Below are 20,407 nucleotides of genomic sequence, written 5' to 3' on the forward strand. Positions count from 1 at the left end.
TGGCTTTTGGTTTTAATAATTTTCTAATACAAAAAACACACAATACAGAACAACAGATATCCGGGGGAGGGATTTTTGTGAGAATTCTGATTATATCCTTCATGATATTGTTTGCAGCACTATGTATGCTTGCAGACACAGTACTGATTGATGATGTGGATTTTGTAAAATTAAGCGTCATAGAGAACTTTTCACACAATCTGTGGTGGTCAACAGATTATGTCCTTGAAATTCAAGCACTCGATCGCAGCAAACCCGTAGAAGTTTGCTATCTGATACTCGATGGATCTGGTGTACCTTTAAAACCATCCTCAGGTATTCACATCAGAGGTGGTAATTTTATCGAAGGATGGGATGAAACCTCTTTCTTTCAAACAGAAGTTGGTGGATGGGGATCGATCGAATTTCAGCAAAACCCAAAATATTTGCCGTTGCCACACTACAGAACGTGCATCCTGATGCTCGCACGCTATGAGAAAATATACCTTGTCATCATAAGAGAAAATGACAGGCAGATCTCTTACAAGGTTTTACAGGGAGGATCTTTCACACCGGTTGAGATACCATCTGTTGTGCGTGTTACAAGAGAAAAATCGAAGTTTGTGGTGACGTCTCTCGGTCAGCCTGTTGAAGTTGGGCTGTGGGCAAAGGGTAATTACATGCACGATGAAGTTGGTGGATGGGCAAGTGCCGCTTATCTACAAAAGACAAAACAATACGACATACCACATTACGGAATGTTCATGATGATGGTTGGACGCTACGATAAGATAGCACTGATAATAGGAAATGAAAACGACGGGAGATTGGGCACCATTGTATTGTACGGGCAGCCAGAAAAAACCCATGTCGTCGATGAGCTCTGCACACTGACTGTAAGCAGAAATAATTTCATCGTAGAAGCTGTGTCCTCTGATCCAGTTGAGATTACACACTTTGGTTTCGACAACACCTGCTGGCAGTGGGAAGTCAACGGCTGGGCAAAAGATGAGTACAGAGCGCCAAAGCAGTCTTTCGATCTGAAACACTACACACCGAGTCTGATATTTGTAAACAGATACGACAAAACTGGTCTTTTCTTCTACAATGAGAATGACGGTATAACTGGTCTTATATTCTTTTGATTGCCGTTAGAGGTATAAAAAATGCCCCTTTCGGGGCATTTTATTTCATATCTTTTTGAGGTTGATCTTCAAAGGAGTTGGGTTTGCAAGGTTGTCCGAAACAGGGCATCTATCCTCGACTGCTTTCAACCATTTATCAAGAGTTTTTTCATCTGCATCTGTTTTGACATTCAAAAATACGTTGATTTGTTTATACCCTGCTCTTTCTTGATTGGATCGTCCCTGAAATTTTGCCGGGTTCAACGTACCTTCAATCTCTATGGATAGTTCGTGCAGTTTTATTCCCATTTCCTTTGCCACAAGATGTCCCACAACATTCAAGCATCCTGCCAGAGCTGCAAGAACATACTCTACAGGATTTGCACCTTTATCCTCTCCACCGAGTTGTGGTGGCTCGTCCACATACATCGTGAAATTCCTGGCTTTCACCACTACTCTTGTTTCAGTTTCGGCTTTGGCACTCACAGAGAATTTGACATCCATCTTTCATCACCTCAACAAGATGATAGCATCTGTTTATTCCGATACAATTAATCTAATTTTACAGATGTGATTTTTTTATCAATTTCAGCAGTTCATCGTGTATATCTTCTCTTTTCACTGTTTTTACTATTTGCCCTTTTTTGAAGATAACAGCACCTTCTTTCGTACCAGCCACTCCGATATCCGCATGTTTTCCTTCACCAATACCATTCACAACACATCCCATAACAGCCACAATCAAATCTGTCTTTTCAACGAGTGGTTCTATCGATTTTGCCACCTGTTCCACATCAAACTCACTTCTTGCGCAAGTTGGACACGCTATAACCTGTCCACCCTTTCTGAGGTGCAAAGACACGAGTAATTTATGAGCGATGTAGACTTCTTTAACTGGATCTCCTGCAATGGATATCCTGATGGTGTCACCAATATGCCGCAATAAAAGATAACCTATACCCGCAGAAGATTTAACGATGGATGTTTCATATGTACCTGCTTCGGTAATACCAACATGAATAGGATAATCGACTCTTTGTGCGATATATTCATTTGCCTTGATCGTCTCAAGTACATCACTGCTTTTTACCGAAACAACAATGTCGTGGAATTCGAATTTTTCGAGTAAATAGACTTCGTACAGTGCCGATTCAGCCAATGCGGTCGCACGGTCATATCTGGACTCAAACTCTTTTTTCAATGAACCAATATTGGAACCAACTCTGATTGGTATCTGAAATTGTTTAGCTATATGTGCGAGCTCTCTTATCTTCCAGTCCTGCTGTATATTTCCAGGATTTATTCTGACTTTATCGGCTCCATTTTTAATTGCTTCAATTGCCAAACGGTGATCAAAATGAACATCGGCTACGAGTGGTATACTGATTTGCTTTTTTATTTCTCTGATTGCTTTTGCACTGTCAAGATCTGGAACCGCAACCCTTACTATGTCACAACCGGCTTGTTGCAGCATCCTGATCTGTGCGACTGTTTGTTCGATTTCAACGGTTTTCGTATTTGTCATGGATTGAATGGTTATCGGATTGCCACCACCTATGAAAATATTCCCGATTTTTACAGCTTTGCTCATCTACCTATCAACCTTCCAACATCTGAAAAAGTCACAAAAATCATGAAGATAATCAGTATTACAAAGCCTATCAGATGTATTAGACCTTCTATCTTTGGATCAATCCTCTTTCTAAGGACAATTTCCAAAAGTGAAAAAACGATTCTTCCACCGTCGAGCGCAGGTAATGGCAGTAAATTGAACAGACCGATACTCATCGTGATAAAAGCAACAAGCGTTAAAACTTGCTCAAGACCAGCCTGTGCCGCTTCACCAACCAGTCCAACCAATCCCACTGGTCCAACCACGCCAGTTGGTTCAGACGATCTGAAAATACCAAACAGAGATCTGTACATCATGAAAAGTAAGTTATTGCATCTGTCGAATGCAACATAAATGGTTTCCCATATACTGTTGAACTTGATATTCTTTGCCCTGGGTTCAAACACACCTGCGCTTTCCATGATCTGTTTTAGTAAGACACTCTGCACATTCATGGAAAATTCCTGACCATCTCTTTCCACTACCACCTGTATCTGCTCTGGAAAACCTGAATGATACCAGATCACTCGATCACCGGATACTTCGATATAGATTCCGCTGTCACCGGCAATTATCAGTTGGTATACCCTCGAAAGATCTACGTTGCTCTGAATATGAAGATCTCCAACTTGGATCAACCGATCTTTTTTCAAAAATGGTCCGACATTTTTTCTGAAAACATTTGACACAGTCGCAAAATAAAATCCCAGAGCATATCGCGGTTGATCATACTGATACTGCTTGAGAAGACCTTTCAAAGTTGCGGAATCGAACTGGATAGAAACATACTGATTCAACATCGAGTTGACGGTATTGGCTTCGAGCTGTTTACCAGAAATCGATTCTACCTTCTGACCAACCTCACCCGATACATCGCGCAGCACAAAAAAATGACTTCCTTCGAAAAGCTGTGGCTTGGCAAGAATATTCAGTCTTTTTCCTTCTCTTGAAATTAAAAGCTTCAAAGGCTTTCCCTGTCTGATGATCTGACTCACCGTGTAAGTATCGTAAACACGTTTATTGTTGATCGAGAGTATAACGTCATCTGATCTCAAGCCAGCCTCGAAAGCAGGAGAGTTTTTCTCAACGAGTGCGATAGAAACTGAAGGTACACCCCAAAAAACGACTATCAGTGTGAAGAGCAAATAACCTGCGAGTACAGAAAAAAGTGGTCCGGCAAAGAAGATTAAAAGTCTCTGCCATGCCGGTTTACTGTACAAACCAACTATTCCTTCTTTCTGTTCTTCAGTTGGATCCTCTCCGGCGAGTTTCACGTATCCACCTATTGGGATCGCATTGACTCTAAAAGATGTTTTTCTTCCTCTTTTTTCATACAATTTTGGTCCAAAACCAATTGCGAATTCAAGAACATCAACACCAAAAATTCTGGCGAAAATGAAATGACCAAACTCGTGAACACTGATTATCCCGATGAGTATGATTATGAAGTAAATTACAGACATTCGATCACCTCTATCGTCAAACGCCTGGATAATTTATCTACCTCGACAAGGTCGTTCAGATCTCTCACATTGCCTTCGACTTTTTGCACCACTTTTTCGATAACCTTGCTTATATCAGTAAATTTGATCTTTTCAGACAGAAAGAATTCCACAGCCACCTCATCTGAAGCATTATAAGCCGTCCTTTTGGCATAATCATTTGCGATATCATATGCAAGGTAAAATGCGGGATATCTTCGTGCATCAACTGGATAGAAGGACAAATTATTTTTCAGAAGATCTGGCCATTCTTTTTTCTGATAATTCCTTTCTGGGTAGGTAAGGGCATAGGCTATCGGTATCTTCATGTCCGGGAAACCCATGTGCAATTTCACAGTTCCATCTTTGAGAAATACGCCTGCATGGACAATACCTTCTTTGTGCAACAGCACTTCGATCTTTGAAATATCTATATCAAAAAGCTCATGAGCTTCAAGGACTTCAAAACCTTTATTAACCATTGTGGCAGAATCAACAGTGATTCTTTTGCCCATGTGCCAGACTGGGTGGTTCAAAACATCGCTCGGCTTGGCTTTGTCTAACTTCTGTATATCCCAGTCCCTCAATGCCCCACCAGAGGATGTTAAAAGAACTTTTTCTACCCCGTTCTCGTAGAGTTGCATCAGAGCACTGTGTTCGCTGTCCACCGGTAACAGCTGAGTTGATGTGTTTCTCAATGCATTTTTCACCATCCAGCCACCGCAGACGAGTGCTTCTTTGCTGGCAAGAAGAACTCTTTTAGAGGTCTCAATTGTCTTCAATGTGAGTAAAAGACTCACAAAACCCGGTACAGCAACAATTGTGAAATCCGGTCTGGTTCGGTCAAGTTCAGCCAAAATCTCATCGTATCCATCAGCCGTTCTTATCAACTTGCCTATCTTAAACTTCATAGAGAGTTCTTCAGCCAGTTTTTGGTTGGAATGGTATGTTCCAGCCAGTATCTGAAAATTATTCATCTTTTGGATCACTTCAAGCGCCTGAACACCAATAGATCCAGTGATTCCAAGTATTACAATGGTTGTTTTATCCATCTGAAATAAACCACCATCCCTTCTTTAACTGTTATTTTTACTTTCTCTGATGTGGCTATGTTACTGACACCAAATGGCTCAGTACATGGCATATCTTTTTCTTTCAATGTGTATTTGAAACCTTCCAAGGTCACCCCGGTGGCATCACCACAGATCGGCAGGATCGACCACTTCTCGCCGGTAACTGAATCGAGTTCTATTTCAGATCGTACCACACCCATTTCAAGGTTATCATCTTTGGCGATCACACTGATATCTGAATACTTGCACATCAGGTATATAAGTGCAAGCACCATGTCTATACGTTCTCCCTGCCATCCTTTTATTACTATCTCACGAGCTCCAAATTCTATGGCTTTTTCAATTGCAAGCTGTGCATCGATTTTGTCTTTGTCCTCAGGGTAAAGATAGATTCTACATCCCAAAGCTGTAAGGTTTTTCAGTGTGTTTTCATCTACGGAATCAGCGTCTCCAACGAATATGTCAGGCACTGTTTTGTTACTGAGCAGGTACTTTGTTCCGCCATCCACGGCGAATATCATATCATCACTCTGAAACTGGCTAAGGCTCTGTTTTGAATAATCGCCATTGAGAAAGATAATTGCTCTCAACTCAACCATTCCCCTTCAAAAATTTTTCGACAAGCTGTCTGTATTTGTTCACCGTTCGTCGGCTGATGAAAATACCATTCATTTTGAGCTTTTGTGCAATTTCTGCGTCGGTGATTTTTTCAAATTCACTCAGAATTTTTGCAATCTCTGCCATCAGATATTCTTTTTCAACATTTCTTCCGAAAAAGATCCTGAGTGGAAATATCCCGATAGGAGTTTTCACGTATTTACCTGAGATGGCACGGGAAATTGTAGAGATGCTCACATCCAGAGATTTTGCTGCATCTGTCATCCTGATCTTCTGCGGATAGTTGATCTTTCTGGCAAAAAACAAGGTGTTTTCTCTCACCAGGATTTGTCCAAGAGACAAAAGTAGTTGTTTTCTACAGTTGATCGCTTCCGTCAAAAAAAGGAATATTTTCATCTCGAGCTTGCTTGCATTTCTCGGCGCTCTTAAGTGAATTTCTTTGAGTGACACGCTCAGATCGTTGTTAATTATCATGTCCGGTTCAACATAAAACGATTTTTCACCATAACCTCTCACTTTACCTTCAAAAACACCCTCTGGTGCTACTTCTTTAATAGCCTCCATTGCCCTATACACAACGGATGCATCGACTTTGTACTTTTCGCAGATCTCCTGCACCGTGATATTCATGCGTCCGCGTTGATCCAAATTGTAAGCTATGTACTCGGCTATTTTTTCAGTTTCATCGTCAAGTCTGGCAAAGGCAAGATTTTCAACTATCTCCTCGCTCAGGCTTTTATCATTGTCTGCGATCAATTCAATCATCGTCTCATTTTCATCAGGCAATTGTACATCCAAGCTCAAACCAAGCGGGCTCTCTTTTAAGTAATCCCTTAGAGCTGAAAAAGGAAGCTCGACGATACGAAAAAATGTCGTGCGATACTTCAAAACAGATGTTCTCAGAACCAGTTCCTGTCTCATTGAATCACCTTACAGTATCAACATCGCATCACCAAAAGAATAAAAGCGGTACCTTTCCTTGATCGCCTGCTGATAAGCCTTCATCGTGAAATCATAGCCAGCAAACGCACTCACAAGCATCAACAGGGTTGATTTGGGAAGATGAAAATTGGTTATCAACGCGTCGACTAATTTAAACTCAAAAGGAGGATATATGTACAAAGATGTTTCCCCTTCGGTTTTACCATCTATTGCATATTGTTCAAGTGTTCGGACTACGGTAGTCCCAACTGCTATAACTCTTTTACCCATCGACTTAGTATATTTTATCAAATCCAGAGTTTCAGATGGTATGTGATAGATCTCTGGATGCATCCTGTGCTGAGTTATGTCCTGCTCTTTAACCGGTCTGAATGTTCCCGCTCCAACGTGCAGGGTGATCTCGGCTATGTTCACCCCAAGGTTTTTTATTTTCACCATGAGCTCTTCGGTGAAATGAAGACCTGCTGTTGGTGCCGCAACGGCACCGTCCACCTTTGCGTAAACTGTCTGATATCTGTCAGGGGAAACTGTACTGTGGATATAAGGTGGCAATGGAACATTTCCTGCACTGAGGATCTTTTCATCGGTGGTATCAAATTTGAGAATTCTCGTGCCATCTTGAGTTCTTTGAAGACAGACCGCCGTAAAATCACCGAAAGACAGTACATCACCGGGTTTGACTTTCTTACCAGGTTTTACCATGCAGTTCCACACAGAATCGTCAATTCTGTTGAGCAGGAAAATTTCTACATTGGACTGATTTTTCTTGGCAAACAATCTGGCTGGTATAACACGTGTATTGTTGATCACCAAAAGATCCTCTGGCTGTAAATAGTCCACAATCTGGCGAAAAATTCTGTGTTCTATCGTTCCTGTCTTTCTGTGCAGGACCATCAACCTTGAAGTATCTCTTGGTTCAACGGGCGTCTGTGCTATCAACTGTTCGGGCAGTTCATAATCGAAATCTGACAACTTCACTCGAAAAACCTCCTCGGATCGATTCTCTGTACCATTGTATCCCATTGCCTGAACCTGTCACTGCTCACAACAACGGCGTTTTTCTCCATAGCAAGCTGCAAAATGAGTTCATCAGCCGGTGAGTATAAAAAAACCGATGGGCTTTCAAGCCAATTTTCGTCTTTCTTGTCTACAAGATGAACGATATTTTTGTCAAAGACTATCCAGAATGGGTAGTAAAAACCATCACTTTGTGCTATTTTCTCCAGCACAAATTCCAGGTCCGACAGTTTTTTTCTGAGCATGAATATGTTGTTCCCATCCAGAACCATACCTCTTTCGGCTTTGCGCGTCAGTGCCGCCTGAATATAAGCATGACATCTCAATTTTGACCTTACTTCAGCGCGCTCAAAGGTGTTGAGGTCAAAATAGAGCTGCCTGTAAGGTTCTATCTTTGAACAATCCTGCAGGGTTATACTGTTGATCTGATTGACAAACCAGTCGATATCACTTTCATCTGATTTCATCAATGCGGCTTGAAGTTCGATGAAATCTTTGAGCATGGATTTTCTTAGAACCTTTCGAGCATTGGCAACAAAAGAAATCAGATCATCTGAACCTATCAAAGAAGACATCTCATTGGTGGGTGGCGGGTATGAAGAAGGTCTGAGCCAGAACAAAAATTCAAGACAATGCAAAGCTGGTACGGAAAGTTCTTCAGACAGATTATACAGTCTTTTGACCAACGGGATACCTTTGTCAAACAACCCAGAAAGACACTTTTGCAAAAAATCCGCTCTCTTTTCCATCACTACATTTTTGACTGGCCCTATTAAATTATCTGCAAAAGATTTTACATCGTCATTTGACCAGCTTCCAAGCTTTGCAATTAAACGGATTATATTATTTCTCTTCATCTGCAACCTGTGTACTCTGAGCAGGTAATCTGGATCATAGATGTTTAAAGTCATTTTAAGCGCCTCACAACATAGTAAGTGAGATATCCCAACAAAATCGAGAAAATCGATCTATAAAGTGAAACAACAAGAGGCGTCTTTATGTGACAAAATGTGTTAAAAGTTGATACAAGCGCTATGGAGCCAAGTATTTCCAGTAAAAAGTTCCATTTGAAGTTTTTCACTTCAAGAGAAATGAAATACACCGGATAGAGAACCACTTCTTTGAACCTTGGCCTGATCCAGAAAACTCCTTCGATAAAATCTCTCAGTTTTCTTTCTGCATCCGGAACAAAGGCAATGTTTCCTGATCTGGAAATGTAATAAAATCCAAACAAACCTGCCAATATCGCAAAGTATGGCAGATACTTTTTGAGCCAATTCCATTGCTTGACAAGGGCTATTATCACCAAAACAACTGGTAAAGCTAAAAGAGACAGTTTGACCCCTCTAAACTGATCCAAATCGTTCATGTGACTGAAATCCGATAATGCCGAGTATGTCAATAAGCCCAAAAGTAGATAAACCAGAGCAAGCAGTTCTTTTCTGCGAACGGAGAAATACAAAGTTATCGTCGCTGTTATTGAAGCCACCGAAACAGAGATGGGAAAACCAAACGGCAATGCCAGTATGGGAAGCAGTACAGCCAGTATTTTGTAAGATGCCAGTGCAAATAGGATTGCGATAAACGGGATAACGCGCAATGCTAAAAAGTCTTTTTGAGGTGCCGGAAAAGAAGAAGGTTTCCCCAACTGCTTTTCAAGTTTTTCCAGTATTTTTTGCATATCTATTCCATTCAGAGGTTGTATCCAGAGCAGATCAATACTTCTCTCCAAGATTGCCCTTCGCAGTCTGTAATATATCATCGTTTCGTCCAAGCCCAGTTTCTCGACCTCTTCCTGTCTGATCGTATGGACACGGAAGATGAGCTCTTTTGAGGATCTCTGACTTGCTATTTTTTTTGCAAAGGGAAGACTTTCGTTGAACTCAAGTATACCAACATGGATCTGGTATCTATCAGCATCTTGGATGTAATTCACTGGATCGACATTGCTGAAATCACCCTTAAAGATGACGTACTTCATCTGGGGTTGCAATTTCTCGCCAGGTTCAATAACCCAGACTATTTCACCGTTTTTTAAAACAATCCTCTTGTCATCCAGAGTGAAACCCACACAGTAACTCAGGGCTTTTCTGTCAGACTCGATTCTTGCAGGTATGAAAAACGCAAGATAGCCAGCGCAAACAAATAAAAACAGCCAGCCACTAATGTATCTCAATCTCATACCTTTGTCCATCTTTAACCACCTCGGCAGATACGTCCTTTGCCAGCCACCACTTTATGTACGGTGAAATGAAGTTGAATCCCAAAACATCAAAGTGGACTTCTTCCCGTTCTACGAGTATTCCATCCTTAGCCAGATCTGTATTGCTGATCTGTTTAATGACGTATGATTTGTTTGAAAAGCTATCTTCTGCTATGGCAACGATCGTATGATTTGCTTTTGTAAGAGTCAGTATACCTTTTGTAATTTCAAGCTTTTGACCATCAAGAAAGACATTAACAGTATAGGCTGTCATATCCTGAACAAAAGTGGACAGTTCAAAAATACCCGGTGCCTTTGGAGAGATGTGAAGTTCAAGTAATGGACTGGTGCTGTCTGTGACAGTCGCTTTGATGAGTTTTAACTGACCTGCCTGCATCTGCAAGAAAACAAACTTACCCACAGCTGTCAGAGTCGAACAGTCAAACCCGCTCAAAGAGATAAAATTTTCATCCAAACGATCTCCTATTTCAAAATTTTTCTCAATACTGAAATCTCTTTGATCTAAAACAGATACGTTAAAATTATAGAGTTTACCAGCAATTTGCGCATTGATCGAATGTTCACCGGTTGAAAAAACGGCACAGATGCCACTGTGGTTTATTCCATCAACAGTCCATTCAATCTTATCAGTTCCATTTTTGAAAATTGGGATGATCGCACCTCCAAAACCAGGATAACTCGTAACAATCCAGTCTACACCCAGATCAGGTGCCTTTAGCGGATACTTTCCGGGTCTGGTGATCTTTGACAGGTCATAGTTGACAAAATGCGGCAAAAATTCCTTTATTTTTTCGCTGTCAAATTCAAGGACAAGGATATGATCAGGGTAGATCTCTATTGGATACCTATCAATCGTCACCAGCACCGGAACATTTGAATTGAACAACTCAACGAGTTTTTCATATATCGACTGTGGTATCACTATATCGGTCATCATGGTGCCGATGGTCTTACCGCAGTTTAGGATGAGAAACTCTCTTTTTGGAAGCGGGATGTATTCAACAGAGACCTTTGGGGGTATGTAGTGTTCTATGATGTAATCTGTGAAACTGATTTGGTTGCTGACTTGAAAATTGAATATTGCTTGTACTCTGTCATCGTAAAAAAGATAACCGGTCTTATCGTAGGTATTCAAGAGCAACTGCTGAGAAAAGTACAGAGATGCGATGAGCAAAAACGGAAAGATTTTCAACTGTTGAGCCTCCTTAGGACCTCTTTCAGATCCTGGGTGAGTGGGGCTTTGATCTGCAATTTTCCCGGCTCAGATGGATGTGCCAGAGTCAAACGGATACAGTGCAGAAACTGTCTTCTAAGACCGTATCTTTCTTTGTACATATTGTTCACCGCTCTGTCTCCATAAAGCGTATCTCCAATAACAGGATTGCCAATTAAAGCAAAATGTCTTCTTATCTGGTGAGTACGACCTGTGTGCAAAATCACACTCACAAGTGTTGAGTCCTGAAAGTTTTTAAGAGTCCTGTACTCGGTAATTGCTTCTGAATCATCCAGAGCGATATCTATCACTCCAGAACTCTTTGGTTTTCCATAGACTAAAGATATGTACTCTTTCTGGACAAGTCTCTCCTTAAACATTCGACTCAAAACCCTGGCTGTTGGTAAGTTTTTTGCCACTATGAGTGCACCAGATGTATCCCTATCGAGTCTGTGGACAAGATGTGGTTGAAAGCCAGCTTTGTTTCCATAAAAGATCAAACCCTGGATCAGTGTTGAACCTTTAGTCCTCTGGGCAGGATGTAGAGCTATACCTGCTTTTTTGTTCAAAACCAGTATGTTTTCATCTTCATAAAGGATATCGAGCTTCAATGGGACAGGAGTGACCGCGTCTTTCTTTCTGTTGTAAACAGATATATCCACAAGCACATCTATTCTGTCGCCTGTTTCAATCTCGTAATGTGGTTTTTTGACGGTCTTGTCGTTGACCAGAACTTTCCCGGTGCGTATTAATTTGTATATCTCGGAAAGTGGTACGATTTTCAATTGATTTCTGAGAAACTTGTCTATTCTTCTGTACTGGTTGTTTTCTTTCACGACAAATTCCAATTTTCTATCTTCCTCCATGTTTCATGAGAATTTTGATCTTTTTGTCTATTTCCTTCTTTTTGATTTCCTCGCGCTTATCATATTGTTTTTTTCCTCTTACCAGTGCTATCTCAACTTTGGCGATGCCTCTATCGTTAAAGTAGATCTTGGTAGGTATCAGTGTCAAGCCGGCTGTACTTAGTTTACCGGTCAGTTTTCTGATTTCCTTTTTGTGCAACAAAAGCCTTCTTGGTCTTTCTGGATCGTGGTTGAACCTGTTTGCGAATCTGTAAGGACTGATATGCAAATTGAGAAGGTAGATCTCGCCGTTTTTGGCACGACAAAAAGAGTCCTTGAAGGACACGTTCTTCTCACGCAGAGATTTCACTTCTGTACCTTTTAGTTCTATGCCGGCTTCGTATTTTTCAAGTATCTCGTAATCTTTCGCTTTTTTATTCACAGCCACTATTTGCAGAATAATTCCTCCTTATGGTTGTACACCTTCAAAGTGTTCTATGCCCTTTTCAGTTACCTCTATTACATCTATTCTATACCCTGAACATTCCTGAGGATTTCTCATGATGTAGTCATTCGCAGCAAGTTGAATGTGTTGCATTTTTTTGAGATCCACCCTTGTTCTTGGCAAAAAGTCGCTCAAACCGCTTTTAACCTCAATAAAAACGAGGTATTTCCCATACCTCGCTATTATATCTATTTCACCGAATTTCGTTCTGTAATTGCGCTCCAGTATCTTGAATCCTTTGCGACGCAGGTACGCTGCTGCCTTTTTTTCTGCTTGCTTCCAGTTCAAGCGTGTATCCCCGGAACAACTATGTGTCCCGAACGCTCTTTGGGAAAATTAGATCTGATTAGATCGGCGCAGTCTGATTCTCTAACAGTATCTTCGCGCAAATCAACTGGATTTTCTATCGGCGTGTACATTGGTTCCACTGAATTCACATCTACCTCGTTCAAAAGTTCCATATATCCGAGGATTTCATGCATATCTTTTTCTATCGATTCTCTTTGCTCCTGTGTCAATTCCAGAGCTGATAAATTCTCAAGATGTCTTATCAGATCGGAGTTTATTTTGATCAACTTCTATCACCTCTTTGATATTTTCGATACTGGATTGAGCAGCCAATAGATTTGCTTCAACTATCTTTTGATATATTTCCGTCCTGTATATTTTAACACGTAAAGGTGCAGAAATACCAACCTTGACTTCGCCGCCTTCTATCTTCAAGATCTTTATCTCTATCTCGTCTCCAACCATGAAACTCTCTCCGACTTTTCTTGAAATGACTAACAAGATCAACCACTCCCTGTTTTGCTGTTTGCTAGAATTTTCTTGCTCCTTTCTATTTCTTCTCTTAGAGAATGCTTCACCGAGTAGTTGCTCTCTTCCTGTATGATCTGTTTTGCCTTCCTGTTTTTCAAGTTTATCACGATCGGTGCGAGCAAATTTATCGTCGTCTCGCCCGGATTGTCTTTTGGAATGGTTAGAACAGCCCAGATACTCAAATCAGCCTGATTTTCGATGCCCAGTTCCTGCACATCTGTTTGGGACAGGTTCAGAGAATAATCAACACACACCAGCCATGGATTTACAACTGGAAGTGCCACAAATCTATCTTCGAGAGATACAAGCCAGTGAATTGGCTGATCGTTATCCTGCGCTATAAGGGCAAATTTTCTGAGATTTGGAAAACCAGGTATGCCATTTTGAAAGTTTAAGATCTGTTCATCTGTGATATCTACTTCACCCAGTTTTGTACTGTAGATCATCGCAAATACACCTCTTCATTTGATAAAATCAACCAAAGTTGCGGTCAAAACATTTGCCGCCGATTTCAGAGCAGCCGTTAGAGCAGCCTGTTTTGTCGATAAATCTGTTATAACCTTTGCCAGATCGGTGTCTTTCTCCTTGGAAATTTGCTCGGTCATGAAAATGTTCAAATCCTCAATCCTGGAAGATACCATTTCAACCATCCTTTGGTTTGCTCCGACTTTTGCAAGGCTCTTTGCCACCGAGTCTTCAAGATAGTCCAAACTCATAAGAGAAACCTTGCTGAGCGCACTCTGATCGTTCTTTTCAAGTGCATCTATTGCCGTATCGATCAACTTGAAAACACTCACACCGCCTTTGGTCATGAACACGTCGTTGACAGTCAGACCGTAATTTATTTCATATCCAAGCGCATTGACAAACCTCGGTTTTGACGCGGCAGGATCGAGTACTATGTTCCCCTGTTCATCGACTGGTGGCTTATCACTTACATATCCGCCAAAAACATAATCTGTTCCAATCTGAGTATTGGCAATTTGAACAAGATGCTGTTTGATCTGTTGTATTTCCCTTGAAATAGCCTGCCTTTGATCGGCGGTCAATACGCCATTGGCACTTTGAACTAAAAGTTCTCTCAGTCTTTGATAGACAGTGCTGACTTCCTGAAGAGAGGTGTCGTAAGACTGGAGAATGCTCTGAGCATGGTTTATATTCCTTTTGTATTGTTCAAGCTCTCTGAGACGAGTATCTGTTTTAGCGGCTCTTGTTGCGACTATTGCGTCATCACTCGGATACCTCACAAGCGTTCCTGATGACAGTTGATCATGGAGCTTTGCTATCTTATTGATGTTGCTCTGAATATTGCTCAAAACCCTTTCACTTATCATCCTGTCTGTAACTCTCATTCAGATCACCTTCCCACCACACCGAGATTGTCGATCACTCTGCCGATCATCTCATCTATTGCAGTTATCACCCTTGCAGCAGCATTGAATGCGTGCTGATACTTTATCATATTCGTCATTTCTTCATCCAATGACACACCCTTGACACTTTCTCTGGCTTGGTCTATTTCATTTCTGAGAAGTTCTGCGTTGGTTTTCATATTTGAAGAATCCTGAGCCTCGACACCAAGTTCTGCGATGATGCCTGTCATGAATTCATAGAAATTTTCTTTACCATCAGCCAGAAGATAGCTGTATCTGGACTGAGATATCAAATCCATTATCTGGATATTGCTTCTTCCCGTCGGCAGGAATTTCAAAGCATTCCAGGTGGTATTAGGCAAAGCTATGCCAACATCAACTGCGAGTGATTCTGCATTTGTCAAAAGTGCACTTGAAACATTCCATTGATTAACAAAGAAATAAGGCTCATAACTTTCACGCTTATCGACTGTGAGCAGTTCACTCAAAGAAAGTCTATTTCTCACTGTTTCAAAGTCTTCGCCTTTGGAAAACAGTGTGTAGGTAACAGCCCAGTCGGCGTCGAAATTATTTGGATCATTGTTTGTGTCGATAAGTCCAAGCCCCTCAAATAATCCCTGAGGTCCAGCTATGTTGAATGATTTCAAGTCAAATTCATAGCTTCTGCCTGCTCTTAAAACAAAACTACCATGAGGTGTGAGATCGGCAATCACACCTGTGCTGGCTTTGTTTATCTTGTCTACCAAGTTCTGAATGGTATCGACTGTTGGATCTATGTGAATTTTAGTGTTATTGATGGTTATATCAAAACCTGTTTTTTGATCAAAATTTGTCGCTGACGCAAACACATTTTCCAGTGTGTTTGATGGATTCAAAACGGTGTATGTATTGCTGATAGCGCCAGCCTGAACCAGAAAACCCCCCTGGTCGGTGATGTCAACTCTTGTGGTATCAAAACCAAGAGCGCTGTTTGGAATCAAGACCAAGGAATTGTTGACTATCGATGCGCGAACATTGCTCATTTGAGAGTTTATCTGTACTGCTAAATCGTTCAGTGTTGTGGACGAATCTATCGACAGATTAAGAGTTTCTGTGGTCTGAGTACCATCAAGTAATGTCTCTTTGAAAGAGAGTGTGTAATTTCCAGACTCAACCTTTGAAAGATCTGAAATTGTCAGTAATTCAAGTTGCTTTGTGCTAAAACCCATTCTTGAAAGAACATTTCCCGCATCAAAAACCAGCGTGTCATTCAGATTATGCGAACTGGAAAAGTACAGCCTGTAGCTGGTGTTAGTACCATCCGGACTGTGCTGACCTGTATTCAAAGAAAGCCAGGTAGCTGATAATTGAGAAATCAGATCATTCACTGTGCTTCCACTGTCAATAGAAATAGAAGTGCTGTTTGAACCATCAAATAACACAAGCTCTCCTTTTGATGTAAATGTGATATTTTCAAGTTTAGATTGATCTGAATAACCAGTCAGACCAGTTGCATAATGAACTGGTCCGTTTATGATCTTTCTTGAACCAAGCACTCTGTAAATCGCTACGTCATTTTTTGAATACGCGGCTGTTATAGTATTAAAAAAATTCAACCCGGTTATTTTTCCGGATGAGTCGAATCCTTCTCGATGGATCAGGTTCAACTTGTCTGTCAGATTGAGTGCAAATTCATCCAGATAACTCATGTATTTAACTACCACGGCATCTCTGAGATCAAATAATGCTTTCATTTTTCCATCGGCGACGGTTATTTTCGAATTACCAGCGAATAGTTCGTAAAATCCTTTTGCATACGGTCTTTCAAGTGCTCTGATTTGGGTCTGGACTGAACCAGAAAGGATAACCTGATCACCAAACATGAGGACTGTTTGACCGTCCTGTGTTTCATAGTATGAAATATTACCGTACTTTGAAAGTTCGTCGATTATGCGATCACGCTCGTCCATCAGATCATTCGGCGTCGATTTCAAAGCAACTGCTATTCTGATCTGTTCATTTATTTTTGCAAGATTTGCAACTTTTGAATTTATATCCTGTACCATCTGTCCTATCTGAACATTTATGTCCTCTCTGAGCTGCTGAAGCCTTGAATAAAGATCTTTTATATTGGTGACAAGCCGATCGGCTGAAGTGACAAGCTCTCTTTTTGCAGCTACATTTGTCGGATCAGTGATGACCTCTTCAACTGAGGAAAGGAAATTGTCGTAAAGGGCGTTGATTGAAGAATCGCTCGTTCCACTGATCAGTTGTTCAATGTAGTGAAGGTTTGAGTATATAGCATCGAAATAGCTGTATCTGTTACTGACCTGTCTGTACTGCAAATCCAGAAAAAGATCTCTCATTCTCTGTATATCCTTGACCTGAGAGCCCGTACCGAGAGTCAGGGGATTGGAGAAATAAACAGTCAAAGGGTGAGTTGTGACAACGACAGGTCTCTGTCTTGAGTATCCTTCTGTGCTGGAGTTTGCTATATTGTGTCCCACGACATTCATCGCCAGCTTATGCGTGTAAACACCTAAAAGGGCTGTGTTCAGAGAACCAAAAAGACTGAGGTGTGCCAACCGTATTCCTCCTTCTGATATGATTTTTCTATTGAAAAACCATGTTGTCCTAAATAATTATCGTCAGGAATAAAGATGGGATTAACTTTCCATCTCAAATCGATGGAAGATACCCTTTTTTAAAGAGGCTTTTTGATCATAGGTAGAAGACTCTTTGGGGTTCAATAGTCTGATGAGCACGTCGATATAACGAAGTTGAAAATCCGATAGTTGTTGGAGTTTTTCGATTTCAAGTGCCATGATGTTGAGCTGCTCTATTACCTTGAAAAGTCTTTCAAGAAGTAATCCACCGCAGGTTCTTGCAAAATCATAAAAAGATAAGTTTTCAGGCAGGCTCATGATGGTTTTCAAATTTTGAAAACAACTTTTTCTTTTTTCATCAAGACTTTCAAACGCATGCAGCATTTCTTCCAGTTCATTTATCGTCAAAGACAGCTGTGAAATGTCCTTTGACACTATGGCTTGTTCCTGTTTTTTCAATAGGTTGTTTATTTGCACAAGCAAACTCTCCTCTTGGGAGAGGAGATCTATTAACTCGTCCATATTCACAACTCTCTGAGTATATGTTTTGAGACGCGTTCTGGATCTACGTTGTAAATATTTTGCTCGATAGCCTTTTTGATCTCTTCAACCAGTTTTTCTCTCACTTCAGGTGTTTCTTTGGCATTCTTTATCAATTCTGCGATGTTTATATATGTGCTCGATCTTTCAGCTGAAACCGGTGGTTCAGATCTGGTTTTTTTCTCTGTTTTTTCAACACTACCGGGTTGCTGGAAGGGAACTGGTCCACCAATCTTTCCTATCTCCTGCATCGTCAAACCCTCCTTTTGTATAATCGTCAATGTAAGAAAAAACTTTAATGGAGGTATCGTCTCGTTGCACAAAAATATCGGTAAATACGTTATGCGTGATTCTCTGCTTCACAAAGCCAATTTCATCTCAAAGTTCGTATTAACCATTTGCATAATTTTGGGTACATTCATCACCAACAACTACTTTTATTTTACCATACTTTTAACCACGCTGTTGTGTCTGGCATTTTTTTCAAAAGTGTCTCTTGTTGACTATCTCAAAGATATCTCGAGTATCTGGTTTCTGATGCTACTCGCTTTCTTATTACAGATTATAAACAATCAGGTTAATTCCGCTTTTGTGAGCATTCTCAGAATTCTTGTGGTTGTTTTCACCGCGTCCATATTCATGAGATCGACAAAACCGACTGAAATCGCTCGCTCTTTTGAAAAACTTTTCAGATTCTTTGGAATGAGCGCCACAACGGCACGAGACTTTTCGACCACGATAACCTTAGTGCTGAGATTTTTCCCTCTGATGATTGAAGAAATCGACAGAATTCGAATCTCACAGACATTAAGAGGAATAAATCTATCCAGAGGCGGAGTCATAAAGAGACTGTCAGGAGTGGTAACAATAATCATTCCAGCCGTTATTTCAACCATTAATCGAGCAGAACAGCTTGCAACAGCTATGGAAACCAAAAGATATGGTTTGTTTCAAAAAACGAGCAGTTATTATGATATCAAATTCAGACCTTCTGATGCGCCAATCATTGCCCTGTCGATACTTTTGCTGTATCTTGCTTTTTTACTTTGATTGACCTGTTTGTTCTTGTTGTGAGAGAATATACTGGGAGGTGTTATCATGCGAAAATTGCTTTTTGTGTTGTTAATCGTTGTGGGAATCTCACTCCTAGCGGCACCAAAAAAAGTGGCATATGTCATCAATGGATCGCTCGGTGATCAATCCTTTTACGATTCTGGATACGCTGGCATTAAACAGCTACAAGAGGATTTCGGTGTTCAGACAAGGGTAATTGAGTGTAACTTTGACCCTTCCCTGTATTATCCAAGCCTGACAACGGCAGCTCAGTGGGCAGATGTGATATTTGTCATCTCGTACGGTTTTGAGGAAGAGTTGAAAGAAATCGCTATGAAATTCCCAAACAAGATATGGGTCAATATCGACACAGTCGTTCAGGATGAAAAAGGTATTATATCGAGTGTAGATTACAGAGAAGAGGAAGGTGCGTTTCTTGCAGGTGCTGTAGCCGCAATGGTGACAGTCATGACGCAGCTGCCCGGTATAAATCCGCAAAAGATCATAGGAGCCGTTGGTGGAGATGATGATATAGTTATAAGATCATTCGTCTATGGCTATGAGCAGGGTGCAAAATACATAGACCCAGAAGTTCAGGTTAAGGTCATATATGTGGGAACCTGGGATGACCCAGCCAAGGGTAAACAGGCAGCATTGCAACTGTACGCTCAGGGTGCTGATGTGGTTTTCCAGATCGCAGCTTTAACCGGTTTTGGTGTTTTGCAGGCGGCGCAGGAAGTTGGTAAATACGCCATTGGAGTTGATTCAAATCAAAATCCACTCGTTCCCGGCCATGTCATAACAAGTGATCTGAAAGAGGTAGGTAAATCAATCTACAAAATCTTCAAGATGATCTTAGATGGAACTTTTGAAAAGGGCAAGGTCTACAGTTTTGGTGTCAAGGAAGGTGCTGTGGGCTTGGCTATTGATGAATACACCAGAAAGATTCTTCCTGCAGAAACAGTAGAAAAAATATTGAAATTGCAAGAAATGATAGCCAATGGTACAATAACTGTCAAGCCGTACATGCCCTGATCTTTGGAGGTTTACAAAAAAACAAGCCAGAAAGCACATCCCATTTATGGGATTGTGATGAATGGCTTAAGTTAGTCTGGTGATGAATGTATATAATAAAAGTAGCAAGAAGTCTCATACGGGAGTTGAAACGGTGACAAAAGCTGAAAAGATTAAACAAACACTACAGCAAACTAAAGAAAAAAGAAAGAATCAAATACCTGTGGTGTATCAACTAAAAATTAATCTCAACAGAGACTTAAACTCTGCGATTAATATGTTAAAAGCAGTAGGGCTGGACCGGTCCGAATTAAAGCCCGTGGAGTGGGAAACCACTGCCAAGATATTTAGGGGCAATCCCTATATCCTGGTAAGTCACACCATGTTGAA

General features: G+C 40.8%; 24 protein-coding genes. 4 read left to right on the plus strand and 20 right to left on the minus strand.

Going from position 1 to position 20,407, the window contains the following annotated elements; all coding sequences use genetic code 11:
- Positions 1-77 precede the first annotated feature (77 nt).
- On the plus strand, positions 78-1,124 hold the full coding sequence (locus AC4E92_RS05865; protein ID WP_490239661.1) for a hypothetical protein: 1,047 nt from the start codon (positions 78-80) through the stop codon (positions 1,122-1,124).
- Positions 1,125-1,169: 45 nt separating this feature from the next.
- On the opposite strand, the gene AC4E92_RS05870 is transcribed toward AC4E92_RS05865, so the two are convergent.
- From AC4E92_RS05870 to AC4E92_RS05965, 20 genes are all read right to left on the minus strand, one after another.
- Positions 1,170-1,607, minus strand: a complete 438-nt coding sequence (locus AC4E92_RS05870) for an OsmC family protein (RefSeq protein WP_490239662.1) — start codon at positions 1,605-1,607, stop codon at positions 1,170-1,172.
- A gap of 58 nt (positions 1,608-1,665) precedes the next feature.
- Positions 1,666-2,694: a flavodoxin-dependent (E)-4-hydroxy-3-methylbut-2-enyl-diphosphate synthase gene (ispG, locus tag AC4E92_RS05875; protein ID WP_490239663.1), complete on the minus strand. Its 1,029-nt coding sequence runs from the start codon at positions 2,692-2,694 to the stop codon at positions 1,666-1,668.
- Positions 2,691-4,178 carry a M50 family metallopeptidase gene (locus AC4E92_RS05880; protein ID WP_490239664.1) on the minus strand — a complete coding sequence of 496 codons (1,488 nt, stop codon included), beginning with the start codon at positions 4,176-4,178 and terminating at the stop codon, positions 2,691-2,693. Before AC4E92_RS05880 ends, ispG begins: the two co-directional genes overlap by 4 nt.
- Positions 4,169-5,248, minus strand: coding sequence for a 1-deoxy-D-xylulose-5-phosphate reductoisomerase (locus AC4E92_RS05885; RefSeq protein ID WP_490239665.1), 1,080 nt, complete (start codon positions 5,246-5,248; stop codon positions 4,169-4,171). The genes AC4E92_RS05880 and AC4E92_RS05885 overlap by 10 nt, the downstream gene beginning before the upstream one ends.
- Positions 5,227-5,868 carry a thiamine diphosphokinase gene (locus AC4E92_RS05890; RefSeq protein WP_490239666.1) on the minus strand — a complete coding sequence of 214 codons (642 nt, stop codon included), beginning with the start codon at positions 5,866-5,868 and terminating at the stop codon, positions 5,227-5,229. Before AC4E92_RS05890 ends, AC4E92_RS05885 begins: the two co-directional genes overlap by 22 nt.
- Positions 5,861-6,808, minus strand: a complete 948-nt coding sequence (locus AC4E92_RS05895; RefSeq protein WP_490239667.1) for an RNA polymerase factor sigma-54 — start codon at positions 6,806-6,808, stop codon at positions 5,861-5,863. The genes AC4E92_RS05890 and AC4E92_RS05895 overlap by 8 nt, the downstream gene beginning before the upstream one ends.
- A gap of 9 nt (positions 6,809-6,817) precedes the next feature.
- Positions 6,818-7,807: a tRNA preQ1(34) S-adenosylmethionine ribosyltransferase-isomerase QueA gene (queA, locus tag AC4E92_RS05900; protein WP_490239668.1), complete on the minus strand. Its 990-nt coding sequence runs from the start codon at positions 7,805-7,807 to the stop codon at positions 6,818-6,820.
- Positions 7,804-8,757 carry a hypothetical protein gene (locus AC4E92_RS05905; protein WP_490239669.1) on the minus strand — a complete coding sequence of 318 codons (954 nt, stop codon included), beginning with the start codon at positions 8,755-8,757 and terminating at the stop codon, positions 7,804-7,806. The genes queA and AC4E92_RS05905 overlap by 4 nt, the downstream gene beginning before the upstream one ends.
- A complete protein-coding gene (locus tag AC4E92_RS05910) occupies positions 8,754-10,040 on the minus strand; it encodes a DUF5693 family protein (protein WP_490239670.1) in 1,287 nt (428 codons plus the stop codon). Before AC4E92_RS05910 ends, AC4E92_RS05905 begins: the two co-directional genes overlap by 4 nt.
- Positions 10,009-11,262 carry a hypothetical protein gene (locus AC4E92_RS05915; protein WP_490239671.1) on the minus strand — a complete coding sequence of 418 codons (1,254 nt, stop codon included), beginning with the start codon at positions 11,260-11,262 and terminating at the stop codon, positions 10,009-10,011. Before AC4E92_RS05915 ends, AC4E92_RS05910 begins: the two co-directional genes overlap by 32 nt.
- Entirely contained in the window at positions 11,259-12,131 is an 873-nt protein-coding gene (locus AC4E92_RS05920; protein WP_490239672.1) for an RluA family pseudouridine synthase, read from the minus strand. The genes AC4E92_RS05915 and AC4E92_RS05920 overlap by 4 nt, the downstream gene beginning before the upstream one ends.
- Positions 12,132-12,135: 4 nt before the next feature.
- The gene (gene smpB / locus AC4E92_RS05925) at positions 12,136-12,588 is read right to left on the minus strand and encodes an SsrA-binding protein SmpB (protein ID WP_490239688.1); all 453 of its coding nucleotides are present in this window, start codon (positions 12,586-12,588) and stop codon (positions 12,136-12,138) included.
- A 9-nt stretch (positions 12,589-12,597) separates the two neighbouring features.
- Positions 12,598-12,921 carry a YraN family protein gene (locus tag AC4E92_RS05930; protein ID WP_490239673.1) on the minus strand — a complete coding sequence of 108 codons (324 nt, stop codon included), beginning with the start codon at positions 12,919-12,921 and terminating at the stop codon, positions 12,598-12,600.
- Positions 12,918-13,208 carry an Asp-tRNA(Asn)/Glu-tRNA(Gln) amidotransferase subunit GatC gene (gatC, locus tag AC4E92_RS05935; RefSeq protein WP_490239674.1) on the minus strand — a complete coding sequence of 97 codons (291 nt, stop codon included), beginning with the start codon at positions 13,206-13,208 and terminating at the stop codon, positions 12,918-12,920. The genes AC4E92_RS05930 and gatC overlap by 4 nt, the downstream gene beginning before the upstream one ends.
- Entirely contained in the window at positions 13,171-13,422 is a 252-nt protein-coding gene (gene csrA, locus AC4E92_RS05940) for a carbon storage regulator CsrA (RefSeq protein WP_490239675.1), read from the minus strand. Before csrA ends, gatC begins: the two co-directional genes overlap by 38 nt.
- 2 nt (positions 13,423-13,424) lie before the next feature.
- Positions 13,425-13,898 (minus strand): flagellar assembly protein FliW, encoded by a 474-nt coding sequence (gene fliW, locus AC4E92_RS05945; RefSeq protein ID WP_490239676.1) that lies wholly within the window; start codon positions 13,896-13,898, stop codon positions 13,425-13,427.
- A gap of 15 nt (positions 13,899-13,913) precedes the next feature.
- Entirely contained in the window at positions 13,914-14,804 is an 891-nt protein-coding gene (flgL, locus tag AC4E92_RS05950; protein ID WP_490239677.1) for a flagellar hook-associated protein FlgL, read from the minus strand.
- 5 nt (positions 14,805-14,809) lie between these two features.
- On the minus strand, positions 14,810-17,389 hold the full coding sequence (gene flgK, locus AC4E92_RS05955) for a flagellar hook-associated protein FlgK (protein WP_490239678.1): 2,580 nt from the start codon (positions 17,387-17,389) through the stop codon (positions 14,810-14,812).
- Positions 17,390-17,470: 81 nt separating this feature from the next.
- On the minus strand, positions 17,471-17,932 hold the full coding sequence (gene flgN, locus AC4E92_RS05960) for a flagellar export chaperone FlgN (protein WP_490239679.1): 462 nt from the start codon (positions 17,930-17,932) through the stop codon (positions 17,471-17,473).
- Positions 17,933-17,934: 2 nt separating this feature from the next.
- Positions 17,935-18,201, minus strand: a complete 267-nt coding sequence (locus AC4E92_RS05965) for a flagellar biosynthesis anti-sigma factor FlgM (RefSeq protein ID WP_490239680.1) — start codon at positions 18,199-18,201, stop codon at positions 17,935-17,937.
- Positions 18,202-18,265: 64 nt separating this feature from the next.
- Here AC4E92_RS05965 and AC4E92_RS05970 point away from each other — a divergent pair, with 64 nt between their 5' ends.
- The 3 genes from AC4E92_RS05970 to AC4E92_RS05980 all read left to right on the plus strand — a co-directional run.
- Positions 18,266-19,000: an energy-coupling factor transporter transmembrane component T family protein gene (locus AC4E92_RS05970; RefSeq protein WP_490239681.1), complete on the plus strand. Its 735-nt coding sequence runs from the start codon at positions 18,266-18,268 to the stop codon at positions 18,998-19,000.
- A 48-nt stretch (positions 19,001-19,048) separates the two neighbouring features.
- On the plus strand, positions 19,049-20,038 hold the full coding sequence (locus AC4E92_RS05975) for a BMP family ABC transporter substrate-binding protein (RefSeq protein ID WP_490239682.1): 990 nt from the start codon (positions 19,049-19,051) through the stop codon (positions 20,036-20,038).
- A gap of 133 nt (positions 20,039-20,171) precedes the next feature.
- Positions 20,172-20,407 (plus strand): hypothetical protein (locus AC4E92_RS05980; RefSeq protein ID WP_490239683.1); only part of this gene is annotated, 236 nt, incomplete at its 3' end.

Source organism: Pseudothermotoga sp. (assembly GCF_031962025.1).
Lineage (GTDB): Bacteria > Thermotogota > Thermotogae > Thermotogales > DSM-5069 > Pseudothermotoga_B.